This window comes from Paenarthrobacter sp. AT5 (assembly GCF_032764245.1).
Classification (GTDB): Bacteria; Actinomycetota; Actinomycetes; order Actinomycetales; family Micrococcaceae; genus Arthrobacter; species Arthrobacter ureafaciens.
On sequence record NZ_CP136441.1, the window covers coordinates 673,485 to 695,100 of the forward strand.

Genomic DNA, 21,616 nt, shown 5'->3' on the forward strand with positions numbered 1-21,616 from the left:
CTCAGTGAAAAAAATTCTTCATCGAATCTCTGTGCAGGTTCCCTCGGGTTCCTGCCCTGCGGTCGATGCTAGGACGGCCGGTGACGTGGATCACCCTTGTGTTCGCAGTGATCTTTAAGTTCATTGCGTTCACGCAGTAAGAGGCAAAAAGACCCGCTCAGGGGTATAGTTCCGGTACTCCATGGCGGATGTCCCGTGAACGCATCGAAGCCCATCGGCATCCGGCAAACCTGGAAATCACCCAAAGGACCAAGCAGTGACCCGACTGGCTCGAAGAAGAGGCATGTCCCTCGCCGGACAGTACCTTCTGCTGCAGCTGTTGATCGTGCTCGCCGTGCTCGTGGCCGTCGCAGCTATTTCGCTGGCTGAATCCGCCGCCGCCTTCGAGCGCACCGAGGGGCGCAGGGCACTGTCCGCTGCCGAAGCGTTGGGGAACAACCCCACCGTCCGTGAACTGCTCCCGACGGCGGAACCCCGCGCCGGTTCCGCCCTTCCGGCCGTCGCCGAGTCGGTACGGACAGTCTCCGGCTCGGGCCAGGTTGCCCTCGCGAAACTGGACGGGACGGTGGTCACCGCCTCCGATCCCGGGTTGGTAGGCAAAATTCTGCCCCTTGGCGACAGCCGGGTGAAGGAAGGCCGGGCCTGGACCGGAGTCCTCGCCGGCAGCACCGGCCCGGTCCTTTCCGCCCACGTGCCGGTCCTGGACGATTCCGGTGAAATGATCGGCATAGCCTCCATCAGCCGTAACTACCCCTCAACCCTGGAAAGACTCGGCGACGCCGCGCCCAACCTCCTGACCTACCTCGGCGTGGCCAGCATCCTCGGTGTTGCGGGTTCGCTCTTGTTGTCCCGGCGCGTCAAGCGGCAGACCCTGGGCATGGAACCACGCGAGATCACCGGACTCGTGGAAAACCGGGAGGCCATGCTGCAAGGCCTGAAAGAGGGCGTGGTCGCTTTGGATCCCCACGGGCGGATTACCGTGGCCAACCAGAGCGCCCGGCAACTCCTGGGGCTTCCCGAGGATTGCGTCGGACAGCGACTCGCCTCGCTGCCCGTCGACCCGGCGCTCAAAGTGGTGCTGGCCAGGGACCAGACGGACCCGGACCAGTTGGTTCTGGTGGGTGATCGGCTGGTGGTCATGAACAGGGTTGCGCTCACCTCCCGCGGAAGGGACATGGGTTCGGTCACGACGCTCAGGGACCGGACGGAAATGTCCTCTTTGGAGCGCGAACTCGGGGCAACCCGGACAGTAACCAACACGCTCCGTGCCCAGGCCCACGAGTTCGCCAACCAGCTCCATGTCATCTCCGGGCTGCTTCAACTGGAGGAGTACGAATCCGTGATCCAGTTCGTCAACGGCGCCACCGTGGACCGCACCAGGCTAAATGATGAAGTGACCAGCAGGATCCAGGACCCGGCGCTCGCGGCCTTGTTGATTGCCAAGTCCAGCCTCGCTACGGAGCGCGGGGTGGAACTGCAGCTTGATCCGGGATCCGCGCTGCCGCGCGTAGCGGAGGAACTTTCCCGCGACCTCACTACTGTGGTCGGGAACCTGGTGGACAACGCGTTCGACGCCGTCACCGGACTCCCCGGGGCAACGGTCAGCGTCTTGGTGGTCGAGTCCGGTGACGAGGTCCGCGTCACCGTCCGGGACAATGGTCCCGGGATTCCCGACGGCGATGCCGAACAGATCTTCTCGCAGGGCTTCTCCACCAAGGAGCCAGGGCCCGGGGATTCCCGGGGTTTCGGTTTGGCAATCTCCCGGGTGATTTGCAGGCGCAGCGGCGGCGATCTGTCGGTATCGAACCATAACGGTGCCGTGTTCGCTGCGCGTTTCATGAAGGAGGCAGTACGCCCGTGATCAAGGTCCTGATTGTCGATGACGACTTCATGGTGGCCAAAGTGCATGCCGGCTTCATCCAACGGACTCCGGGATTTGCCGTTTTGGGAGTGGCGCATACGGGCGCGCAGGCCGTGCTGGAAACACAACGGTTGCAACCGGACCTTGTGCTGCTGGATATCCACTTGCCCGACGCCAACGGACTTGACCTCATGCACAGGCTACGGGAGGTGGCTCCGGACCTGGACGTCCTGGTCATCAGTGCAGCCCGCGAAGTGGAAACGGTGCGCAAGGCCCTCCGCGGCGGCATTGTCCACTACCTCATCAAGCCCTTCTCCCAGGCCGACCTCCAGGAGCGGCTCGAGCATTACCTGCACGCGTACCACGGCCTGGACTCTTCAAAAGCCGAAGCTGAGCAATCCGACGTCAACAGGGTTTTTGGGCTGGGAACCTCCGAGCGGACGCTGCCCAAGGGGTGCAGCGTGGAGACCCTGGAACGGGTGGAGGAAACACTGAAGGCTGCTTCCGGGGACCTGTCAGCCGCCGAAGTCGCAGAAGAACTGGGCACATCGCGGGTGAGCGCGCGGCGTTATCTTGAGTACCTCCACGATGCCGGCGCCGTTGACGTGAAGCTGAAGTACGGCGTCGGACGTCCGGAAAGGCGCTACGTGCTCAAGGGGCGTTGAGTGCGTTTACTTGCTCGCCTTGGCGATGCGGATCAACTCCGCGGCCGTCCGCTCCGGGCGTCGCTCGGGCAGCCAGACAGCCCGCAGTGAACGGGAGAGATCCAGCCCTTGGACGGGCACTGCCACGAGTTGGCCCGTGGCAAGCTCCGCCGTCACAGCCAGTTCGCTCAACACAGCCACCGCCGAACCTTCAACGGCCGCCGCTTTGACCGCCACCGTGCTGGCAAGTTCCATGCTCGTTGCCGCCAACGGGGTGCCGGACCGCTCCAACGCCCGGACCAGGGTGTCGCGGGTTCCCGAGCCGACTTCGCGGAGCACCAACTCCGCGGCAATCAGTTCGCCGGGCTCCACGGGAGTGCGTCGCCGCGCCCATGGATGGCTCGTTCCGACCACCACAACCAGCTCGTCGCGGGCCACCGTAGTTGACGCCACAGTGCGCGGAACTGTGGGGGTTTCAACGAAGCCCAAGGGGATTTTCCGTGCAGCCAATTGCTCAAGGACTTCTCCCGAATTCCCTACCGCCAAGCTCACGTGCAGGTCCGTGTGTGCCCTGCGGAAACGTGCCAGCCAGCGCGGTGCGAGGTACTCGGCGATGGTCAGGCTGGCCGCAACCGTAAGGTGGGCGGCCTGCTCCGCAGCCAAGGACCGGGCGCCAAGGATCATCCGGTCCATCGCACCAAGTGCCTCGCGGGCCCAGGCAGTCACCACCTCCCCTTCGGTGGTGACCCGTGAACCGGCCGGAGTCCTGACCACAAGGGTGAGGCCGAGTTGGCGTTCCAGCCGGGCAAGGGCCCGGCTGGCGTTCGGCTGGGCCATCCCGACGCGCCTAGCCGCAGCCCCCAACGAACCGGTCTCCGCCACCAGGACAAGGATTTCCAACGCGGTCAGGTCCGGGCGGTTGCTCATGCTTGGAAGATATGTGCGCCCCTTAGCTCATGTCAATTGCGCATGGGTTCAGGCCAAAAGGGCGGCTACCGCTGGGAGGGGATTCGGGGGAAGGTGGAACCATGAGCACAATACGGCCGCGGACCTCCGCCGCATCGGAAGCCACTGCGACCCCCGGGTGGGGCGGGCGCGGCGGACGTGGCGGCCGGCGTCGTGGGCCTGTCCGTTCCCTGGCGCCCGGGCTGGCAGCGTGCGTCGTGGCCTTGGCCCTGGCGTTCGGCATCCACGCCTTACTGCCGTCACTGCCCGCTATGACTCTGGCGGTGGTCCTCGGCATCGCAGCGGCAAACCTGCCCGGCGTCTCGGGATGGGTTGACGGATCCTGGCAACCCGGCCTTCGATTCGCGGGCAAGCACTTGATGCGTGCCGGCATCGTCCTCTTGGGCCTGAAGCTCAGCCTCGGGGACATCGCGGCCCTCGGCTGGCAGTCCTTTGCGCTCATCGTCGCGGTGGTACTGCTCTCCTTCGCGGGTACGTACGCCTTGGGCAAGCTCTTCAAGCTCCCCGGCGACGCACCGCTTCTCATCGCCACGGGATTCTCTATTTGCGGTGCCTCGGCCATCGGTGCCATGGCAGCGGTCCGGGGAACGAAGCACCAGGACACGGTGCTGCCCGTGGCCCTCGTAACCCTGTGCGGCACTTTGGCCATCGGCACGCTTCCGCTGCTCATGCACCCCCTGGGCCTGGATGCCGTGACGTTTGGCCGCTGGGTTGGTGCATCGGTTCATGATGTGGGACAGGTGGTGGCTGCGTCCCAGACGGCCGGTGCTGTTGCACTCAGCGCCGCGGTGGTCATCAAATTGTCCAGGGTGGTCCTGCTGGCTCCGATCGTCGCCACCGCAGGTCTGTTTGAACGACGACGGCGGCGGGCAACTGCCGCTGCAGCGGACCATGCGGGCACGTTCCCGCCGATCGTTCCCCTGTTCGTGGTGGGCTTCCTGGCCATGATCGCCGTCCGCAGCCTCGGCTGGGCTTCGCCGGAGGTGCTGGACTTCGGAAACCTGGCGCAGGAGATCGCCCTTGGAGCAGCCCTCTTCGGCCTGGGTTCCTCGGTGCGCGTGCGCGAACTCCTGCACGCCGGACCGCGGTCCCTGGTCATGGCTCTGTTCGCGTGGGCGTTGATTGCGGCTCTGGGCCTGGGGGCTGTTGTGTTGGCTGGTTAGCTGGGAACGTGGGCCCGATCTGCCGGCGAATATGGCCTTTCTTGTCGCAGGTAATTCTGACGACGGGTCCACTGGCGGGGTTGTACACCGATCCATACGTCCGGCTGCTCCGAATCTCTATACATGACGAGGAATACGCACAGGATCAGGGATGCTAAAGGTATGGCCGCGCTGGCGGGGGTGGTATCGGCCGCAGTTGTTCTGGCCGTCGCGGAGTTGGTCGGTGCGTTCTTCACGGCCAGGGCAACGCCGTTGTTTGCTCTGGGGGCCACCTTCATTGATTTCACGCCGCCGTGGTTGAAGGATTTCGCGATCGCAACGTTCGGTACCAATGACAAGGCCGCTCTCTTGGTTGGGATGGGCCTGACTATTGCGGTTCTGGCGTGTGTGTTGGGTGTGGTTGCCTACCGGAAGTGGGCGTTGGGGGTCCTGGGCGTGCTGTTCATGGGTGCCGTGATCGTGGCCTGTGTCCTAACGCGGGCCGGGGTGCAACCCGCGGACGCTATTCCATCCATTGCAGGAACTTTTGCCGGGCTGGCGGTCCTGCGCCTGCTTCTCCTGCCGGTGTGGCGGTTGAAGGCTTGGCCGGAAATCCCGGCGGATATGGCAACCGACGCCGACACTCCCGACGGCGGCCGCGTCACCAGCCGCCGTCGCTTCCTTGCCGCTGCCGGTGTGACGGCGGCGGCGGCCGGTATCGCTGCTACCGGTGGCCGGTTGCTGAGCACGGCCCGGAATAACATCGCCCAGGCCCGGGATGCACTAAGGCTTCCTGTGCCCTCCAGGCCAGCTGCCCCCGTACCGGCGAATGTCCAGTCGCCGGTGAAGGGTGTGTTGCCATGGTTGACGCCAAACAAGGATTTCTACCGGATCGATACAGCCTTGAGCGTTCCCGAAATCAACGTTGAGGACTGGGAACTCCGGGTCCATGGGATGGTCGAAGAGGAGATCACGCTGACTTTCCAGGACCTGCTCGACGCGGAGCTGATCGAATCGCACGTCACGCTCACCTGCGTCTCCAACCCGGTGGGCGGAAAATTGGTCGGTAACGCGAAATGGCTGGGGATGCCCCTGCGCGATGTCCTGGCCAAGGCCCGCCCGAAGGAGGGCGCGGACATGGTCCTGTCCCGCTCCATTGACGGGTTCAGCGCCTCCACTCCGTTGGAAGTCCTGCAGGAGGCTGGCCGGGATGCGATGCTGGCCATCGGCATGAACGGCGAACCCCTGCCCCTCGAACACGGCTACCCGGTGCGCATGGTGGTTCCAGGACTGTACGGCTTTGTCTCCGCAACCAAGTGGGTCGTCGACCTGGAAGTCACCCGCTTCGCAGACAGCAAGGCCTACTGGACCGAGCGGGGGTGGTCCGAGCGGGGACCTATCAAGACCATGGCGAGGGTGGACGTCCCGGCGTCCTTTGCGAAACTGCCGGCCGGGAAGGTCGCTGTCGGTGGCTCCGCCTGGGCCCAAACCCGGGGCATCACCAGAGTGGAGGTGCAGATAGACGACGGCGACTGGGTGGAAGCCACGCTGTCGGACGAAGCGTCCACCATCACGTGGAGGCAGTGGTCGTACGAGTGGGACGCAACGCCCGGCAACCACTATGTCAGGGCCCGCGCGACGGACGGCACCGGCGAAGTGCAGACAGACAAACGCGCCGATCCCGTACCGGATGGAGCCTCCGGCTGGCCCTCAGTCATGGTCACTGTGGAATAGGGCGCGTGAAGCACCCCTTGCTGCTTGCCAAAGGCTGCTGGCCTAAAGAGGGGCGGGCATGACGCCGTTTTCACGGTGACGGTCACGCCCGCCCCTCTCTTCCTAGCCTTGGTTGAACGCTGCGTCGAAAGAGGTTTGCGAGGCGGGGAAGTCGAACTTTTTCAGGGCTGCGAGGGCTTCGGGGGCGCCGTGGAGGCGGTCCATGCCCGCGTCTTCCCATTCGATACTGATCGGGCCGTTGTAGCCGATCGCGGACAGGGCACGGAAAGATGCTTCCCAGGGCACGTCGCCGCGTCCGGCGGAGACGAAGTCCCAACCGCGGCGGGGGTCGCCCCACGCGAGGTGGGAGCCCAGGACCGTGTTACGGCCGGTTTGGCGGACCTTCGTGTCCTTGCAGTCCACGTGGTAGATCCGGTCCTTGAAGTCCCAGATGAAGGAGACGGGATCGATGCCTTGCCACATCATGTGGGAGGGGTCCCAGTTCAGGCCGAACGCCTCCCGGTGCCCGATCGCCTCCAACGTGCGCTGAGTGGTCCAGTAGTCGTAGGCGATCTCGGACGGGTGGACTTCGTGGGCGAATCGGACGCCGTTTTCGTCGAAGACGTCCAGGATAGGGTTCCAGCGGTCGGCGAAGTCCTGGTAGCCGGCGTCGATGACTTTTTCGGGGACGGGCGGGAACATGGCCACGTACTGCCAGATGGAGGAGCCGGTGAACCCCACTACGGTGTCCACGCCCAAAGCCTTGGCGAGGCGGGCGGTGTGTTTCATTTCTTCGGCGGCGCGTTGGCGGACGCCTTCGGGGTCCCCGTCGCCCCACACACGCGAGCCGACGATTGCTTCGTGGCGGAAGTCGATGGGGTCATCGCAGACGGCTTGGCCTTTGAGGTGGTTGGAGATGGCCCAGACTTTGAGGTTGTATTTGTCCAGGAGTTCGAGCTTGGATTCGACGTAGCCGGGTTCATCCCAGCGCCAGGCGTCCAGGTGGTCTCCGGAGACGGCGATTTCCAAGCCGTCATAGCCCCAGCCCGAGGCAAGCTTGGCGACTTCCTCGAGGGGGAGGTCGGCCCACTGGCCGGTGAACAGGGTGTACGGGCGGGGCATGGTCAGGCTCCTTCGGTGGTGCTGGACAGTTGGATCAATGAGCTTTTGGCGGCTGCGGACTCTTCGATAGCGGCCAGGACGTGCTGGACGTTCAGACCCTCCTCGAACGACGGCGACGGTTGGGTTCCGTCCTGGATGGCCAGGAGGAAATCGCGGACCTGGTGGGTGAAGGTGTGTTCCCACCCGATGATGTGTCCTTGCGGCCACCATGCCTCAAGGTACGGGTGTTCGGGTTCGTTGACCAGGATCCGCCGGAAACCCTGTTCCCGCACGGGAACGGTGGCGTCCAGGAAGCCGAGCTCGTTGAGGGCTTCGAGGTCGAACAGGATGGTGCCCTTGTCGCCATAGATCTCAAGTTTGAGGGAGTTCTTTTGTCCCGTGGCTACACGGGAGACTTCCACGGAGGCGATTGCTCCGGAGGTGAGGGTCAGCGTGGCCCAAGCGGCGTCGTCGACCGTTACTTCTTCCAGTCCTGCCTCGCCGGGGCGGTGGTCAACGAACGTCTGGAGGCGGCCGGTGACCTCGGTGACGGCGTCGCCGAGGAGGAAGAGGACCTGGTCGATCGCGTGGGAGGCGATGTCCCCGAGCGCTCCCGAGCCCGCTGTCTCCTTGCGGAGCCGCCACGTCATGGGGGATTCGGCGTCGGAAAGCCAGTCCTGGAGGTAGGCGGCGCGGACGTGGCGGACAGTGCCGAGCCGGCCCTCCACTATCAGCTCCCGGGCCAGGGCCAGTGCGGGGACGCGCCGGTAGTTGAAGCCGATCATGGACTGCACGCCCCGGGCGCGGGCCTTCGCTGCGGCGGCGGTCATGAGTTCGGCCTCGGCGAGGGTATTGGCGAGGGGTTTTTCGACCAGGACGTGTTTGCCGGCTTCGAGGGCGGCGACGGCGATTTCAGCGTGCATCCAGCCGGGGGCGCAGATGTCGATGACGTGGATGTCGTCCCGCTCAATGACTTCACGCCAATCGGTCGCCGATTCGGCCCAGCCGTACTTGGCGGCGGCTTCGGCCACCTGGGTTGCGTCCCGGCCCACGAGCACTTTCTGCTCAAAGGCCGGGACGTCGAAGAAACTGGCCACATTCCGCCATGCATTCGAGTGGGCCTTCCCCATGAAGGCGTAACCGATGGCGGCCACGCCCAGGGGGCGGGCTGTGCTGCTGTCCTGCGACAGCGCTGGCGTATGCGCCGTGTTCATTGTGATGCTCCTAAAGAAGGGCCGGATGGCCGGGAGGACTCCCGGCCCCGGAGATGGTCGTTGCTACTTGACGGCGCCCGCTGAGAGGCCGGCCACCAGGTGCCGCTGGACCAGGATGAATCCGATGAGGACCGGCAGGCTGACCACGACCGATGCGGCCATGAGCTGGTTCCAGAACACGTCGGATTCGCTGGCATAGGCCTTCAAACCGAGGGACAGCGTCTTGGTGGCCTCATTGGTCAGGACCGAGGCGAACAAGACTTCGCCCCATGCCGAAATGAATGAGTAGACCGCGACGGCGATGATGCCCGGCTTGGCCACCGGAAGGATCACGCGGAACAGCGCGCCCATCCTTCCCGTGCCGTCGATCATGGATGCTTCCTCCAACTCCTTGGGAATGGAAGCAAAGTACCCGCTGAGCATCCAGATGGCGAACGGCAGGGTGAACGTCATGTAGGTGATGATCAACCCGAGGTAGGAACCCTGGAGCTGCAGTCCGGTGATGTTCCGGATCTGGGTGAAGATCAGGTACAGCGGGAGCAGGAACAGGATGCCGGGGAACATCTGGGTGGACAGGACGGTCAGGCTGAAAACGCGCTTGCCCTTGAACGGCAGCCTCGCGATCGCGTAGGCCGCCAACACAGCGACTGTTACGGAGAACGCAGTGGCGGCGATGGTGATGATGAGGCTGTTCTGGAAGTACTTGGCCAACGGCACGGTGGTCCAGATATCAAAGTACGGAGCGAGCGTGATTTCGCGGGGGATCCACTGGAAAAGGCCGGAAACGTCCTTCAGCGGCTTCAAGGAGGTGGACACTACGACGAACAGCGGTACGGCGACCCAGAGGGACAGGATGGTCAGGACCACGTTCCTCAGGATCCGGAAGTTGCGGGTCTCAATCATTGTCGGCTCCCTTGGGCAGCACCATGCGGATGTAGAAGACAGAAGCGATGAACAGGGCGATCAGCAGCAGGACGCTCATGGCTCCGCCCAGGCCGAAGTTCCAGCTGCCGAACGAGTTCTGGTAGATCAGCGGCGAGATGAGTGTGGCTTCCTTCGGCGACGTGGCACCGAAGAGGACGAACGGAATGTTGAACTGGTTGAAGGTCCACAGCGACATCACCATGAGGAGCACGCCGTTGGCCGGGCGCACCATGGGCAGGGTGATGGTGCGGAACTGCTGCCACAGGGTTGCGCCGTCAATGGCTGCTGCCTCGTAGACGTCGTTGGGCACGTTTTGCAGGGCGGCCATGAGCATCAGGAACGCGAAAGGCCACAGCTGCCAGACGTTGACGATCACCATGGCGCCGAAGGAGTTTTCACCCAGGAGCCAGAAGGGCCGTTCGTCGCCGAAGAGGTGGAGTGTGTCCACCAGGATCTGGTTCACGGCACCGTCGCGCTGGTTGAACATGAAGGCCCAGGCGATGGTTCCGACGTACGCAGGAAGGGCGTAGGGGACCAGGAAGAAGGTCCGCAGGATGGCGCGGCCCTTGAAATTGGAGGAGAGGAACACTGCGCCGGCCATGCCCAGGACCCAGGAGAAGCCCACCACCAGGATGGTGTAGCCCAGGGTGCGGCCCACGGTGCTGAAGAAGGCCTGACCAATGGTGCTTTCCGGGTTCAGGCCGTTGATGAAGTTCTGCAGGCCGACGAACGGGGCGTTGAGCCAGTTGGTCAGGTTCAGCTGGGTCAGGGAGATGAAAGCGATCCAGACACCCAGGAGCATGGGGCCGATGTGGATCAGGAGTTCAAGGAGGGCGGCCGGGGCGATCAGGCCGTAGGGGAGGAAGGAACGGCGCCGCTTCCGGGGCGCAGGCGCGGCGGTGGCTGGCCCGCCGGGCTCAGGATTGGCAGCGTTGGTGCTGCCTGCAGCGGTCTTGCCGCTGTCCAGCGTTGAGTGGGACATCGAAACTCCTTTGCCGGAGCGGGGGCACCACCGGCAGTGGTGCCCCCGCCCGCGAGGCGTCGTTACTGGGCCGCGGCCATCTGGTTGTTGGCGTCCTTCAGGGCCGCCTTGATGTCGTCTTCGGAAACAGTTCCGGTTGCTGCCTTGGCAAAGAGGTTCTTGATCGCGGTACCCGTGAGGGTCTCCATCTGCCCTTCCTTCGCGATCAGCGGCATGGGCAGGGAGTGGTTGGCCAGGGCATCGTTCTTGGCCTTGACCTCCTCGGTCTGGAACGCAGCGTCCTTGGAGGCTTCGGTCACCACCGGCAGGGAGGAGTATGCCTTGTTCAGGGCAACCTGCTCCTCATCGCTGGTCAGGAACGCGGCAAGCTTGATGGCGTTCGCCTTGTTCTTGCTGTTCTTGAACACACTCAGGTTGATACCGGCCACGTGGCTTTGGGTGGCGCGGTCGCCCGTCGCGTCGGCGGTCATCATGGGGACGGGGGCTACGCCCCAGTCCTTGAAGTCGCGTGCGGCGAAGTTCTTCAGCGGGCTCTGGTCGAACATCATGGCTGCCTTGCCGTTGATGAGGTTGTCCACCTTCTGGGCGCCCTGGCTAAGTTCGGCGTCCGACGGCGACATCACCTTGTCCACTGCCATCAGGTCGACCCACTGCTTGACACCAGCCACCTGCGGATCGCTGTCGAACGTCGGCTTGCCGTCCTTGTCGAAGAGCGTGCCGCCGTTCTGCAGGCCGCGGATAAAGGCCTGGTGGGAGTTGGCGGAAACAGATGCGCCGGCAGCGGTGAAGCCCCACTGGTCCGGCTTGCCGTCGCCGTTGGTGTCCTTGGTCAGCTTCTTGGCGTCAGCGACAAATTCTTCCCAGGTCACAGGAGGCTTTTCGATGCCTGCTTCCTTGAACATCTTCGTGTTGTAGTACATGTTGTACGCCAAGCCGTAGAGCGGGATGGACGTGGGCGTCTTGCCCTCGGCTCCACCGGTGGACCAGCTGGTCTGCAGGAAGCGGTCCTTGCCGCCGATCGCGTCCAGGAGCTCACCTTCCACGGGCTCGAAAGCACCCGTCTCCTGCAGCGTCACGGCCCACGTGTTGCCGATATTGAGGACATCCGGACCGTCGCCGCTGGTGACAGCCGTCAGGATGCGGTTGTAAAGGTCGGTCCAGCCGATGACTTCCAGCTTGACCTTGACTCCTGTCTTCTCCGTGAAGCGGTCCAGGCTGGGCTTCAGCTTTGCTGCGGTGTCGTCAAGGCTGTTGCCCTGGTCCGACGCCCAGTACGTGATGGTGTCGGAGGAGGCCTGCGTATTATCTCCGCCGCCACACGCGGTCATGCCCAATGCGAGCGCGGCCGTGGCCGTCAGCGCCGATAGGACTTTCAGGGGGTTCTTCATTGTTGCTCCGGTTTTCTCGTCGTCGAGTTGCCTGAGGGGATGGGATCAGGCCGAAAGGGTTGCTGCGGTGGGGTCCCAGTCCTCGGGGAGGGCCGGTACCTTGGCTGCGGAACTTTCCACATCCACAAAGGCGCGGTTATCGATCGACTCCGAGATGGAAGCCATGGTGTCCAGGATGTGGAACGCGAGTTCACCCTGGGCCCGGTGGGGACGGCCTTCACGGATTGCCCGGGCCATCTCCAAAACTCCCGCACCCCGGCTGGCGGTGGAACCCACGGAGGGCACTACCGTCCAGTCGTCAGAGCCAAGGGTGCAAATCCTGACGTCGCCGTCGAACATGTTCGGGTCCGGGAAGGCGATGGTGGCTTCGGTGCCCGTGATCTCGACGAACCCGGCGCGTTTCAGCGGTGAGTCGAAGCTGAAAATGCTCTGGGCGGACTCGCCGCCCTCGAACTCGAGGATGGAGCTGACATGCGTGGGGACCGTGACCTCGAAGCTTTCCCCGGCCCTGGGCCCGGAACCGATGATGCGCGATTCGCGGGACTTGGATCCGAAGGCGGCCACGCGGCGGATGCTGCCGAAGGTCTGCACCAGCGTTGTGAGGTAGTAAGGGCCGATGTCGAAGAGGGGTCCGGCGCCGTCCTGGAAGAGGAAGGCCGGGTTGGGCTGCCATGACTCAGGTCCCGGTGACTGCATCAGGGTCAGGGCGGTCAGCGGGGTGCCGATGTCTCCGCGCTCGATCATCCGCCGCGCCGTCTGCAGCCCGGCACCGAGGAAGGTGTCGGGAGCACAGCCAAGGCGTACACCGGCAGCGTCCGCGGCCTTCAGCAGGCCAAGCCCGCTTTCCCGGTCCAAGGAGAAGGGCTTCTCGCTCCACACGTGCTTGCCGGCGTTGACGGCGAGGGTAGCCACCTCGACGTGGGCAGCAGGAATGGTCAGGTTGATGACGATTTCGACCTCAGGATGGCCGAGGACGGCGTCCACACCTCCGTGGGCGGGAATTCCGTATTCGGCAGCCCGGGCTGCCGCTGCTTCCTCGAACAGGTCGCCGATGGCGAGGACCCGTACATCGGGGAAGCTGGTGAGGTTGTCCAGGTACTGCTTGCTGATGACGCCGGCACCGATGATGCCGACTCCCACGGGACCTGAACCCAGTGGACCGAACGCTGCTCCTGCGGCGTGGCTCATGCGGAGACCTTTCCTGCGCTGAGGTAGTTGTAGCTGTCGCGGACGGCCTCGAACATGTCGCCCTGGAAGTCGTCGAGTTCAACAACGCCGGCTTCCAGGGAACCTGCTGCTGCGAGGACGTCCCAGATGGGCATCTTTCCGTCGCCGACCGCCAGTTGGCTGGAGGGGTCGGAGGTGACGGGACCGTCCTTGATGTGGATGAACTTCACGCGGTCACCGAGTTTGGCCAGGAGTTCGGCCGGATCCTGTCCGCCCACTGCGGCCCAGTACGTGTCCAGTTCCAGGACCACTTCGGGAGCGAGGTTGTCGGCAAGGTGTTCAATGACGGTTTTTCCGTCAATGACGGACTCAACTTCCCACCAGTGGTTGTGATAGCCCACGCGGACGCCGTATTCCGCGCCTTTGGCCGCGGCCGCGTTGAGCTGTTCTGCGGTGGCTTTGATGTCTTCGATGCTGTTCCAGCGCTCGATCGGAACGTGCGGATCGATCACGGTGCCGATTCCCAGCTGCCGGGCCGCTTCGAAGATGGCGTCCTGGTCATCGCTCAGCAGGGGAGCGTGCCCGGAGGGTGCAGTGAGGTTGTTTTCGGCAAGTGCTTTCTTGAGTTCCGCTGCCTTGGCAACGAACCGGTAGGGCTCCACCATGGTGAACCCGATGTCAGCCAAACGTTGGATGGTTCCAGCAAGATCCTCTTCCAGGGCCTTCCGGACCGTGTAGAGCTGGATCGAGTATGACACTGTCTCTCCTCGTCGTTGTGGTTTGAGCGCAGATCGACCCTGGTGATAACCACCATTTGCGGTCGTGATGTGCTGTACCTCACAACCTAGGGGGACTTTTGCCGAGCGTCAAGCAAAAGTTGAAAATACGTCGGCGTTCTTTTGCCGCGTGACACGCATAACCATCCGTGCTATCACTGATTCATGACTTCAGCCCCCGCGAACGACGCCGGAAAAGAGCCCTCTGCGCCGGAGGCCGGAAGTCTTTCCCGCGCTGGTGACCTCTTCCAGCTGCTCCGTGACGGGCAGGCCCGCACCCGCGCCGAACTCGCGCTGACCACCGGACTCGCGCGCTCCACCGTTGCGTCCCGCATCGACGCACTCATCAGCTCCGGGCTCGTAGGACCCGCGGGCGAGGCAAGCTCCAGTGGCGGGCGCCCGCCGTCGCGCTTTGCCTTCAACCCGGCCGCCCGCGTGGTCCTGGCTGTCGACGTCGGCGCCACGCACGTGATTGTTGCGGTCACGGACCTCGGAGGGAAAATCCTCGCCGAGCAGCGGCTCAAGCAAGACGTCTCCGACGGCCCGGACATCGTGCTCGGGCGCGTCATAGCCGCAGGCAAGGAACTGCTCGCCGAGGCAGGACGGGAAATGGGCGACCTCGCCGGCATGGGCATTGGCTTGCCCGGACCCGTGGAACACGACACCGGCCGGCCGGTGAAGCCGCCGATCATGCCGGGTTGGGACGGGTTCGACGTCGTCCCTTACGTCCAGCGCTCGCTGCCTGTCCCGGTTTTGGTGGACAACGACGTGAACATCATGGCGCTCGGCGAACGGACCGCTTACTGGCCGGAGCACGAGAACTTCCTGTTCATCAAGGTGGCCACGGGCATCGGTGCCGGCATCATCAGCAGCGGAGAGCTGCAGCGCGGCGCCAACGGAACCGCCGGGGACCTGGGCCACGTCCGCGTACCCCGCGGCGACGAGGTGCTGTGCCGTTGCGGCAACTACGGGTGCCTCGAAGCGCTGGCCTCAGGTCCCGCCGTCGCGCGCCAACTCCACGAACTTGGTCTGGACGCGTCAACCGGCGCCGATGTGTTGCGGCTGGTCGGTGAGGGGAACCTGCAAGCGATCCAGGCCCTGCGGCAGGCGGGGCGAGACGTCGGGGATGTCCTGGCCACGGTGGTCAACCTGCTGAACCCGTCCATGATCGTGATCGGCGGCAGCGTCGGCGAGGCCGGGGAACATCTCGTGGCCGGTATCCGCGAGGTCGTGTACAGGCGTTCCCTGCCGCTGGCCACCACCCACCTGCGGATCGGCATCTCCATGGCCGGGGACCGCGCTGCCATCCTGGGCGCGAGCCAGATGGTTACCCAGTATGTCCTGTCTCCCGCGGTGATCGAAGCCACGCTGCAGGCAACCGGCTGAGCCGTCTTTTTTCGGGGCTGGGCGGCGCCGTGATAGCAATGAAACTGATGAAAACGTTTCCTGAGATCCTGCGGCCCGTTCCGTGAACCAATTGCTTGCCAAAGTTCCGCGCGGTTGGTTGATCCTTGCCTGCATCGGACTCATCGCCCTCAACATGCGCGGGCCGTTCGTTGCCGTTGCGCCGGTGGTGGACTCGCTGCGCATGGACCTTGGATTCTCGCCGGTCGAGTTGGGCTTGCTGACCGGCATTCCCGTGCTGTGCTTCTCGCTCGCATCCCCACTGGCATCCCTCGCCGGACGGCGCTTCGGGGCCGAATTCGCCGTCATGCTTACCCTGCTGGGAGTGCTGGCCGGCGTTGTGGTGCGCTCCAGCGGGGGAGGCGTGCCCGTGATGGTGGGTACGGTGCTCATCGGCGTCGCCATCACCATCGGCAACATCGCAGTGCCCTTGATCATCCGTCGCGACTTCGCCCCACGCAGGCAAGCCACGGCCATGGGCGTCTACACCGCGGCGTTGAACATCGGCTCGTTCCTGACGTCCGTGATCACTGCGCCGCTCGCGGATCTGCTGGGCTGGCGGTTGTCCCTCGCCGCCAGCGCCCTGCTGGCGCTGGCGGCGATCGTGTTTTGGATTCCTACCGTTGGTGTCCGCCGCGCCCTGGTTCCGGCGCCCGTGCCCGCTGCTCCGCCGTCGGGTTCCGGACGGGTGGCCGGCGTCCGATGGCTGATAGCCGGGCTGACTGTTGGCTTCGCCGGGCAGGCGTTCTCCTATTACGGCGTCACGGCGTGGCTGCCCAGCTTCCTGTCGGATGAACTCGGGATGGGTACCGCCGAGGCCGGCGCAGGGTCCTCGCTGTTCCAGATCTTCGCGATTGTGGGCGGCCTGGGCGTTCCGCTCCTGGCCCGCTTCACCAGTACGACGACGGTCGCGGTCACCTTGAGCGCGCTGTGGCTGAGCGTTCCCGTGGGCCTGCTGCTGGCCCCGCAGCTGTGGTGGCTCTGGTCCTCGATAGGCGGAGTAGCCCAGGGTGGCGGCATCACGGTGATCTTCATTGCCGTCATCAGGTTCGCCCGCGACCAGGCCTCGGCCGGCAAGATGTCCGCCGTCGTGCAGGGCGTTGGCTACTGCTTTGCCGCGCTTGCTCCCACAATCGTTGGCTACGTCCATGACGTGTCCGCAGGGTGGACCGCGCCGCTGCTGGTCATCCTCGGCTCGGTCCTCGCGTTCTGTGTGTGCACCACGCTGTCGGTGCGCTGGGTCGCCCGCCAGCCTTAGCCCAACTGGGTCGCAGTTAAGCACGTTCTGAGCCCTCAAAACGTGCTTAACTGCGACCCAGATGGGTGGTTTTTCCGGTGCTGGGCTGCCTCCCCGGCCTTCGGGGTCACTTGTTGCGAAGAGTGCAGGCAGCCCAGCGTCGGGGCTTTCGGTTTGTCGTTCCCAGGCGTTGCTGCTCCTAGGCGGCGACGAGTTCTTCAGCCGTCGCTTCTTCCCGGGCCTCGGTGAGGTAGCGGGCGTACGCCGGGATGGTCAGGAACGTGGGGAACTCTTCCGTGAGGGTGACTTCTTCGAAGATGCTGCGGGCGTCTGCGAAGCGGTCTCCGTCGAAGCGTTCCAGGCGGGCGAATTCCTCATCCAGCATGTCCTGGACCCATTCGCGGGAGATGATATCGCCGTGTTCGGTGATGGCGTGGGAGTGGATCCACTGCCAGAGCTGGGAGCGGGAGATCTCGGCAGTGGCGGCGTCTTCCATGAGGTTGTGGATGGCCACTGCGCCGTTGCCCCGGAGCCAGGACTCGATGTAGCGGATGCCCACCTCGATGTTCTGGCGGATGCCGGCCTCGGTGATGGTGCCCTGGGTGCTGGCGATGTCGATCAAGGCGCGGTCATCCGGGGTCACGTCTTCGCGGCTCTTGGTGAGCTGGTTGGGCGCCTCGCCGAGCACCGAGTCGAAGACTTCGCGGCACACCGGTACCAGGTCCGGATGGGCCACCCAGGAACCGTCAAAACCGTCGTTGGCTTCGCGGGTCTTATCCGCACGGACCTTCTCGAAGGACGCGGTGTTGGCTGCCTCGTCCTTGCGGTTCGGTACTGCTGCCGCCATGCCCCCGATTGCCATGGCGCCGCGGCGGTGGCAGGCCCGGACCAGCTGTTCGGTGTAGGCGCGCATGAACGGCTGGGTCATGGTCACCTGCCCGCGGTCCGGCAGGACGAAACGCGGCCCGCGGGTACGGAAGTTCTTGATCAGGGAGAAGATGTAGTCCCACCGGCCGGCGTTGAGACCGGACGCGTGGTCGCGGAGTTCGTAGAGGATCTCCTCCATTTCGAACGCGGCGGTGATGGTTTCGATCAGCACCGTGGCCCGGATGGTTCCTTGCGGGATGCCCAGCAGGTCCTGGGCCAGGATGAAGATGTCGTTCCAGAGCCGTGCTTCGAGGTGGTTCTCGATCTTGGGCAGGTAGAAGTAAGGGCCCTTGCCCTGGGCCAGGAGGCGGCGGGCGTTGTGGAAGAAGTACAGCCCGAAGTCCACGATGCCGCCGGCGATCGGCTTGCCATCGATCAGCATGTGCTTCTCCGGCAGGTGCCAGCCACGGGGCCGGACCACGATGGTGGGCAGGTCCTCGGCGGCCTTGAGCTTGTATTCCTTGCCTTCGGGGGTTGTGAAGTCGATCCGGCGCTCCAAAGCGTCAGTCAGGTTGAGCTGGCCCTGGATGACGTTGCGCCACGTCGGAGTGGAGGAGTCTTCCATGTCCGCCAGCCACACCTTCGCCCCCGAGTTCAGGGCGTTGATGGTCATCTTCTTATCCACAGGACCCGTGATCTCCACGCGACGGTCCTCCAGGCCCGGGGCCGGGGGAGCCACCCGCCACGACGGGTCATTCCGGATGCCCTCGGTCTGCGGCAGGAAGCGCGGATCCTGGCCGGAGGAGATTGCGTTGCGGCGTGCGTGCCGTGCCTGCATGAGTTCGTGCCGGCGCTCGGCGGTGGCCCGGTGCAGCTTGCCGACAAACTCAAGCGCGTCCGGAGTCAGGACCTCGCCCTGCCGGCAAATGGGCTGCGCAGTCAAAGTGATGCCGTTGATGGTGAAGTTGTCGGTGAAGCTGTTCATTGGAGTTGTCCCTTCAGGAACCAACTGACTGGCGGTAGTGGTTGTTCTGAACGTTCAGAACAACCACTACTGCCATCTAGTTGGGAAAGTGGGCCCACGGCCGCCGGGTTCCCTCGCGAGCTTGCGAGCGGAGGGGGCGGCTGGGGATTAGTGGAATTGGCCTTCTTCGGTCGATCCGACCAAGGCGAGGGTGGAAGCGTTCGGGTTGAGCGCTGTGGCGATGTCGTCGAAGTAGCCGGTGCCGACTTCGCGCTGGTGCTTGGTAGCGGTGTAGCCGCGGGATTCGGAGGCGAATTCCTTTTCCTGGAGCTCGACGTAGGCGCTCATGCCTTCGCGGGCGTAGCCGTGGGCGAGGTCGAACATCGAGTAGTTCAGGGCGTGGAAGCCGGCCAGGGTGATGAACTGGAACGTGAAGCCCATGGCGCCGAGTTCGCGCTGGAACTTGGCTATGGTGGCGTCGTCCAGGTGCTTACGCCAGTTGAACGACGGCGAGCAGTTGTAGGAAAGCATCTGGTCCGGGTACTCGGCCTTGACGGCTTCGGCGAACTTGCGGGCCAGTTCCAGGTCCGGGGTGCCCGTCTCCATCCAGATCAGGTCGGAGTACGGAGCGTAGGCCTTGGCACGGGCGATGCAGGGCTCGATGCCGTTGCGGACCTTGTAGAAGCCCTCGGCCGTGCGTTCTCCGGTGATGAATTCGCGGTCGCGTTCGTCAACATCGGAGGTGATCAGGGTTGCGGCCTCGGCGTCGGTGCGGGCGATGACCACCGTGGGGGTGCCGGCGACGTCGGCAGCCAGGCGGGCTGCGTTGAGGGTCCGGATGTGCTGCTGGGTGGGGATCAGGACCTTGCCGCCGAGGTGGCCGCACTTCTTCTCCGAAGCGAGCTGGTCCTCCCAGTGAACACCCGAGGCGCCTGCGGTAATCATGGATTTCATGAGTTCGTAGGCGTTCAGCGGGCCACCGAAACCGGCCTCGGCGTCGGCCACGATCGGGACCAGCCAGTCCTCAACAGTCTTGATGCCCTCGGCGTACTCGATCTGGTCGGCACGCAGCAGCGCGTTGTTGATCCGGCGCACAACCTGCGGAACCGAGTTGGCCGGGTAGAGCGACTGATCCGGGTAGGTGTGACCGGAGAGGTTGGCGTCAGCGGCGACCTGCCAACCCGAAAGGTAGATGGCGCGCAGGCCTGCCTTGACCTGCTGTACTGCCTGGTTGCCGGTCAGGGCGCCGAGGGCGTTGGTGTAGCCGCCGGTGGGTGCTTCCTCGGTGAGCTGCTTCCAGAGCTTTTCCGAACCGCGGCGGGCCAGGGTGTGCTCTTCGGAGACGCGACCACGGAGGCGGACGACGTCGGCAGCCGAGTAATCACGGGTGACGCCCTCCCAGCGCGGGTTGGCGGACCATTCAAGTTCCAGCGCCGCGGCCTGCTGCTCAGCGGTCAACTCTGGTTCAAACGATGCGGTCATTGCATGTCTCCTCGTATCCAAGCGGCTCCCGGGCCGGCCTCCGCTGCGTCCTTGCTGCTTCGGCCGGCTCACCCGGGGTCTGTATTTCTTTTCGTGAGAACTACTTTTCTGCACTTTCCAAGCTCTTTCTAGATAAATCCTCTGGAAAGAAATGCAGTTCTTCGCGTATTCTCAAGAAATGTCGCCTGTGAGCTGGAGCCGCGAAGTCGCGTCGCCGTCGTCGTCCCCTACGTCCCCCGAACTGGACGTGATCAGCCTTGGCCGCCGCGTGCGCCACCTGCGCAAGCAAGCCGGCCTGACGCTCGATGACCTGAGTGCCGCCGTCGGGACCGCGCCGAGCCAACTGAGCCTGATCGAAAACGGCAAACGCGAGCCCAAGCTGGGGCTGCTGCAACACCTTGCCTCCGCGTTGAACGTGAGCATCGACCAACTGCTCGGAGCTGAGCCGCCAAGCCGCCGCGCCGCCCTGGAAATCGAGCTGGAGCGGTACCAGCGCGGACCGCTGTACGAGTCCTTGAACCTGCCAAAAATCCGCATCAGTTCGCGGCTTCCGTTGGAGGTTCTGGAGGCGCAGGTCGGGCTGCTTCAGGAACTCGAACGCAAGCTCAACGAGCAAGCCGCGACGCCGGAAGAAGCCCGCCGCGCGAACGGCGAGTTGCGTGCCATGATGCGCGAGCGCGGTAACTATTTCCCCGAGTACGAGGCCGAGGCGCAGAAGGTCCTCAAGGGCGTGGGCTACACCTCCGGGCCGTTGAGCCAGCACGTCATCGCGGACATCGCCGAGAACCTTGGATTCTCACTGCACCACGTCAGCGACCTGCCGCATTCCACCCGGTCCGTGACCGATTTGAAGAACCGCAGAATTTACCTAACGCAGAACCAGCGGCAGGACCACGATCCCCGGTCGGTCCTGCTGCAGGCGCTGGGGCACTACGTCCTGGGGCACGGGACTCCCAAGAACTACGGTGACTTCCTGGCGCAGAGAGTGGCCACCAACTACTTTGCGGCGGCATTGCTGCTGCCGGAGCAGGCAACGTTGGATTTCCTGCTGAAGGCCAAGGCCGCCAAGGAGATCGCCGTGGAGGACATCCGGGACGCTTTCGCGGTGTCCTACGAAACTGCGGCCCACCGTTTCACCAACCTGGCGACCCAACACCTGGGCATCACCACCCACTTCCAGAAAACCCACCAGTCCGGGATCATCTACAAGGCCTACGAGAACGACGGCGTCGCCTTCCCGCAGGACCACACCGGCGCCATTGAGGGGCAGCCGTCGTGCAAGGCGTGGACGTCCCGAGCGGTGTTCGACGTACCGGACAAGTTCAGCGCCTACAGCCAGTACACGGACACTCCCTCCGGCACGTACTGGTGCACGGCGCGGACCGAGCGTTCCGCCGCCGGCGAGTTTTCGCTCAGCATCGGGGTGCCTTACCAGCACGTGAAGTGGTTCCGCGGGCGGGAGACCACGGCCAGGGCCACCTCCAATTGCCCGGATCCGAACTGCTGCAAGCGGCCACCGGCCGAACTGGCCAACGAGTGGGCCGGCAACGCCTGGCCGTCCGCCCGGGCCCATTCGCACCTGCTGGCCGCGATGCCCCCGGGCGCGTTCCCGGGCGTGGATGAGACCGAGGTGTACAGCTTCCTGGCGGCGCACTCCGCGCGTTGAGCGGGGCCTCCGCGCGCTAACGGGACTCCGGCGAGTTCGCGGCAACCCTGCGGTGACGCTGGAAGTTTCCGGGGGTCCTTGGCGGTTTCCCGCGATCACGGCGCAGGACGGCGGTTTC

General features: G+C 64.5%; 17 protein-coding genes. 7 read left to right on the forward strand and 10 right to left on the reverse strand.

The annotated features are described in order from the left end of the window. The first annotated feature begins 283 nt into the window (after nt 1-283). Together RI444_RS03235 and RI444_RS03240 are read left to right on the forward strand one after the other, a co-directional pair. On the forward strand, nt 284-1,861 hold the full coding sequence (locus tag RI444_RS03235; protein ID WP_069696325.1) for a sensor histidine kinase: 1,578 nt from the start codon (nt 284-286) through the stop codon (nt 1,859-1,861). Then, nucleotides 1,858-2,526 (forward strand): response regulator, encoded by a 669-nt coding sequence (locus tag RI444_RS03240; protein WP_021471628.1) that lies wholly within the window; start codon nt 1,858-1,860, stop codon nt 2,524-2,526. Before RI444_RS03235 ends, RI444_RS03240 begins: the two co-directional genes overlap by 4 nt. A 6-nt stretch (nt 2,527-2,532) precedes the next feature. Here RI444_RS03240 and RI444_RS03245 read toward each other — a convergent pair whose 3' ends face one another. Beyond that, on the reverse strand, nt 2,533-3,432 hold the full coding sequence (locus RI444_RS03245) for a LysR family transcriptional regulator (protein ID WP_021471627.1): 900 nt from the start codon (nt 3,430-3,432) through the stop codon (nt 2,533-2,535). A 101-nt stretch (nt 3,433-3,533) separates the two neighbouring features. Between RI444_RS03245 and RI444_RS03250 the strand changes: the two genes are divergently transcribed. Both RI444_RS03250 and RI444_RS03255 read left to right on the forward strand, forming a co-directional pair. Beyond that, nucleotides 3,534-4,634 (forward strand): YeiH family protein, encoded by a 1,101-nt coding sequence (locus RI444_RS03250; RefSeq protein WP_079941159.1) that lies wholly within the window; start codon nt 3,534-3,536, stop codon nt 4,632-4,634. Nucleotides 4,635-4,796: 162 nt separating this feature from the next. Then, a complete protein-coding gene (locus tag RI444_RS03255; protein ID WP_207605137.1) occupies nt 4,797-6,347 on the forward strand; it encodes a molybdopterin-dependent oxidoreductase in 1,551 nt (516 codons plus the stop codon). Nucleotides 6,348-6,449: 102 nt separating this feature from the next. Here RI444_RS03255 and RI444_RS03260 read toward each other — a convergent pair whose 3' ends face one another. The 7 genes from RI444_RS03260 to RI444_RS03290 all read right to left on the reverse strand — a co-directional run bounded on the left by RI444_RS03260 (nt 6,450) and on the right by RI444_RS03290 (nt 13,860). Next, entirely contained in the window at nt 6,450-7,448 is a 999-nt protein-coding gene (locus RI444_RS03260) for a sugar phosphate isomerase/epimerase family protein (protein WP_207605136.1), read from the reverse strand. Between the two features lie 2 nt (nt 7,449-7,450). Beyond that, a complete protein-coding gene (locus RI444_RS03265; RefSeq protein WP_021471623.1) occupies nt 7,451-8,641 on the reverse strand; it encodes a Gfo/Idh/MocA family protein in 1,191 nt (396 codons plus the stop codon). Between the two features lie 63 nt (nt 8,642-8,704). Then, on the reverse strand, nt 8,705-9,544 hold the full coding sequence (locus tag RI444_RS03270; RefSeq protein ID WP_021471622.1) for a carbohydrate ABC transporter permease: 840 nt from the start codon (nt 9,542-9,544) through the stop codon (nt 8,705-8,707). Further along, nucleotides 9,537-10,547: a carbohydrate ABC transporter permease gene (locus tag RI444_RS03275; protein ID WP_083261938.1), complete on the reverse strand. Its 1,011-nt coding sequence runs from the start codon at nt 10,545-10,547 to the stop codon at nt 9,537-9,539. The genes RI444_RS03270 and RI444_RS03275 overlap by 8 nt, the downstream gene beginning before the upstream one ends. 62 nt (nt 10,548-10,609) lie before the next feature. Continuing rightward, nucleotides 10,610-11,935, reverse strand: a complete 1,326-nt coding sequence (locus tag RI444_RS03280; RefSeq protein WP_021471620.1) for an ABC transporter substrate-binding protein — start codon at nt 11,933-11,935, stop codon at nt 10,610-10,612. A gap of 45 nt (nt 11,936-11,980) precedes the next feature. Then, nucleotides 11,981-13,123: a Gfo/Idh/MocA family oxidoreductase gene (locus RI444_RS03285; protein ID WP_316963865.1), complete on the reverse strand. Its 1,143-nt coding sequence runs from the start codon at nt 13,121-13,123 to the stop codon at nt 11,981-11,983. Next, nucleotides 13,120-13,860, reverse strand: a complete 741-nt coding sequence (locus RI444_RS03290; protein ID WP_207605135.1) for a sugar phosphate isomerase/epimerase family protein — start codon at nt 13,858-13,860, stop codon at nt 13,120-13,122. Before RI444_RS03290 ends, RI444_RS03285 begins: the two co-directional genes overlap by 4 nt. Nucleotides 13,861-14,043: 183 nt before the next feature. Here RI444_RS03290 and RI444_RS03295 point away from each other — a divergent pair, with 183 nt between their 5' ends. Continuing rightward, nucleotides 14,044-15,264 carry an ROK family transcriptional regulator gene (locus tag RI444_RS03295; protein WP_062095110.1) on the forward strand — a complete coding sequence of 407 codons (1,221 nt, stop codon included), beginning with the start codon at nt 14,044-14,046 and terminating at the stop codon, nt 15,262-15,264. Between the two features lie 82 nt (nt 15,265-15,346). Next, nucleotides 15,347-16,540: a CynX/NimT family MFS transporter gene (locus tag RI444_RS03300; RefSeq protein ID WP_207605134.1), complete on the forward strand. Its 1,194-nt coding sequence runs from the start codon at nt 15,347-15,349 to the stop codon at nt 16,538-16,540. Between the two features lie 178 nt (nt 16,541-16,718). On the opposite strand, the gene aceB is transcribed toward RI444_RS03300, so the two are convergent. Together aceB and aceA are read right to left on the reverse strand one after the other, a co-directional pair. Continuing rightward, the gene (gene aceB / locus RI444_RS03305) at nt 16,719-18,371 is read right to left on the reverse strand and encodes a malate synthase A (RefSeq protein ID WP_207605133.1); all 1,653 of its coding nucleotides are present in this window, start codon (nt 18,369-18,371) and stop codon (nt 16,719-16,721) included. 147 nt (nt 18,372-18,518) lie between these two features. After that, nucleotides 18,519-19,832 carry an isocitrate lyase gene (aceA, locus tag RI444_RS03310; protein WP_021471614.1) on the reverse strand — a complete coding sequence of 438 codons (1,314 nt, stop codon included), beginning with the start codon at nt 19,830-19,832 and terminating at the stop codon, nt 18,519-18,521. Nucleotides 19,833-19,983: 151 nt separating this feature from the next. Here aceA and RI444_RS03315 point away from each other — a divergent pair, with 151 nt between their 5' ends. Then, nucleotides 19,984-21,498 carry an XRE family transcriptional regulator gene (locus RI444_RS03315; RefSeq protein WP_021471613.1) on the forward strand — a complete coding sequence of 505 codons (1,515 nt, stop codon included), beginning with the start codon at nt 19,984-19,986 and terminating at the stop codon, nt 21,496-21,498. Nucleotides 21,499-21,616 lie beyond the last annotated feature (118 nt).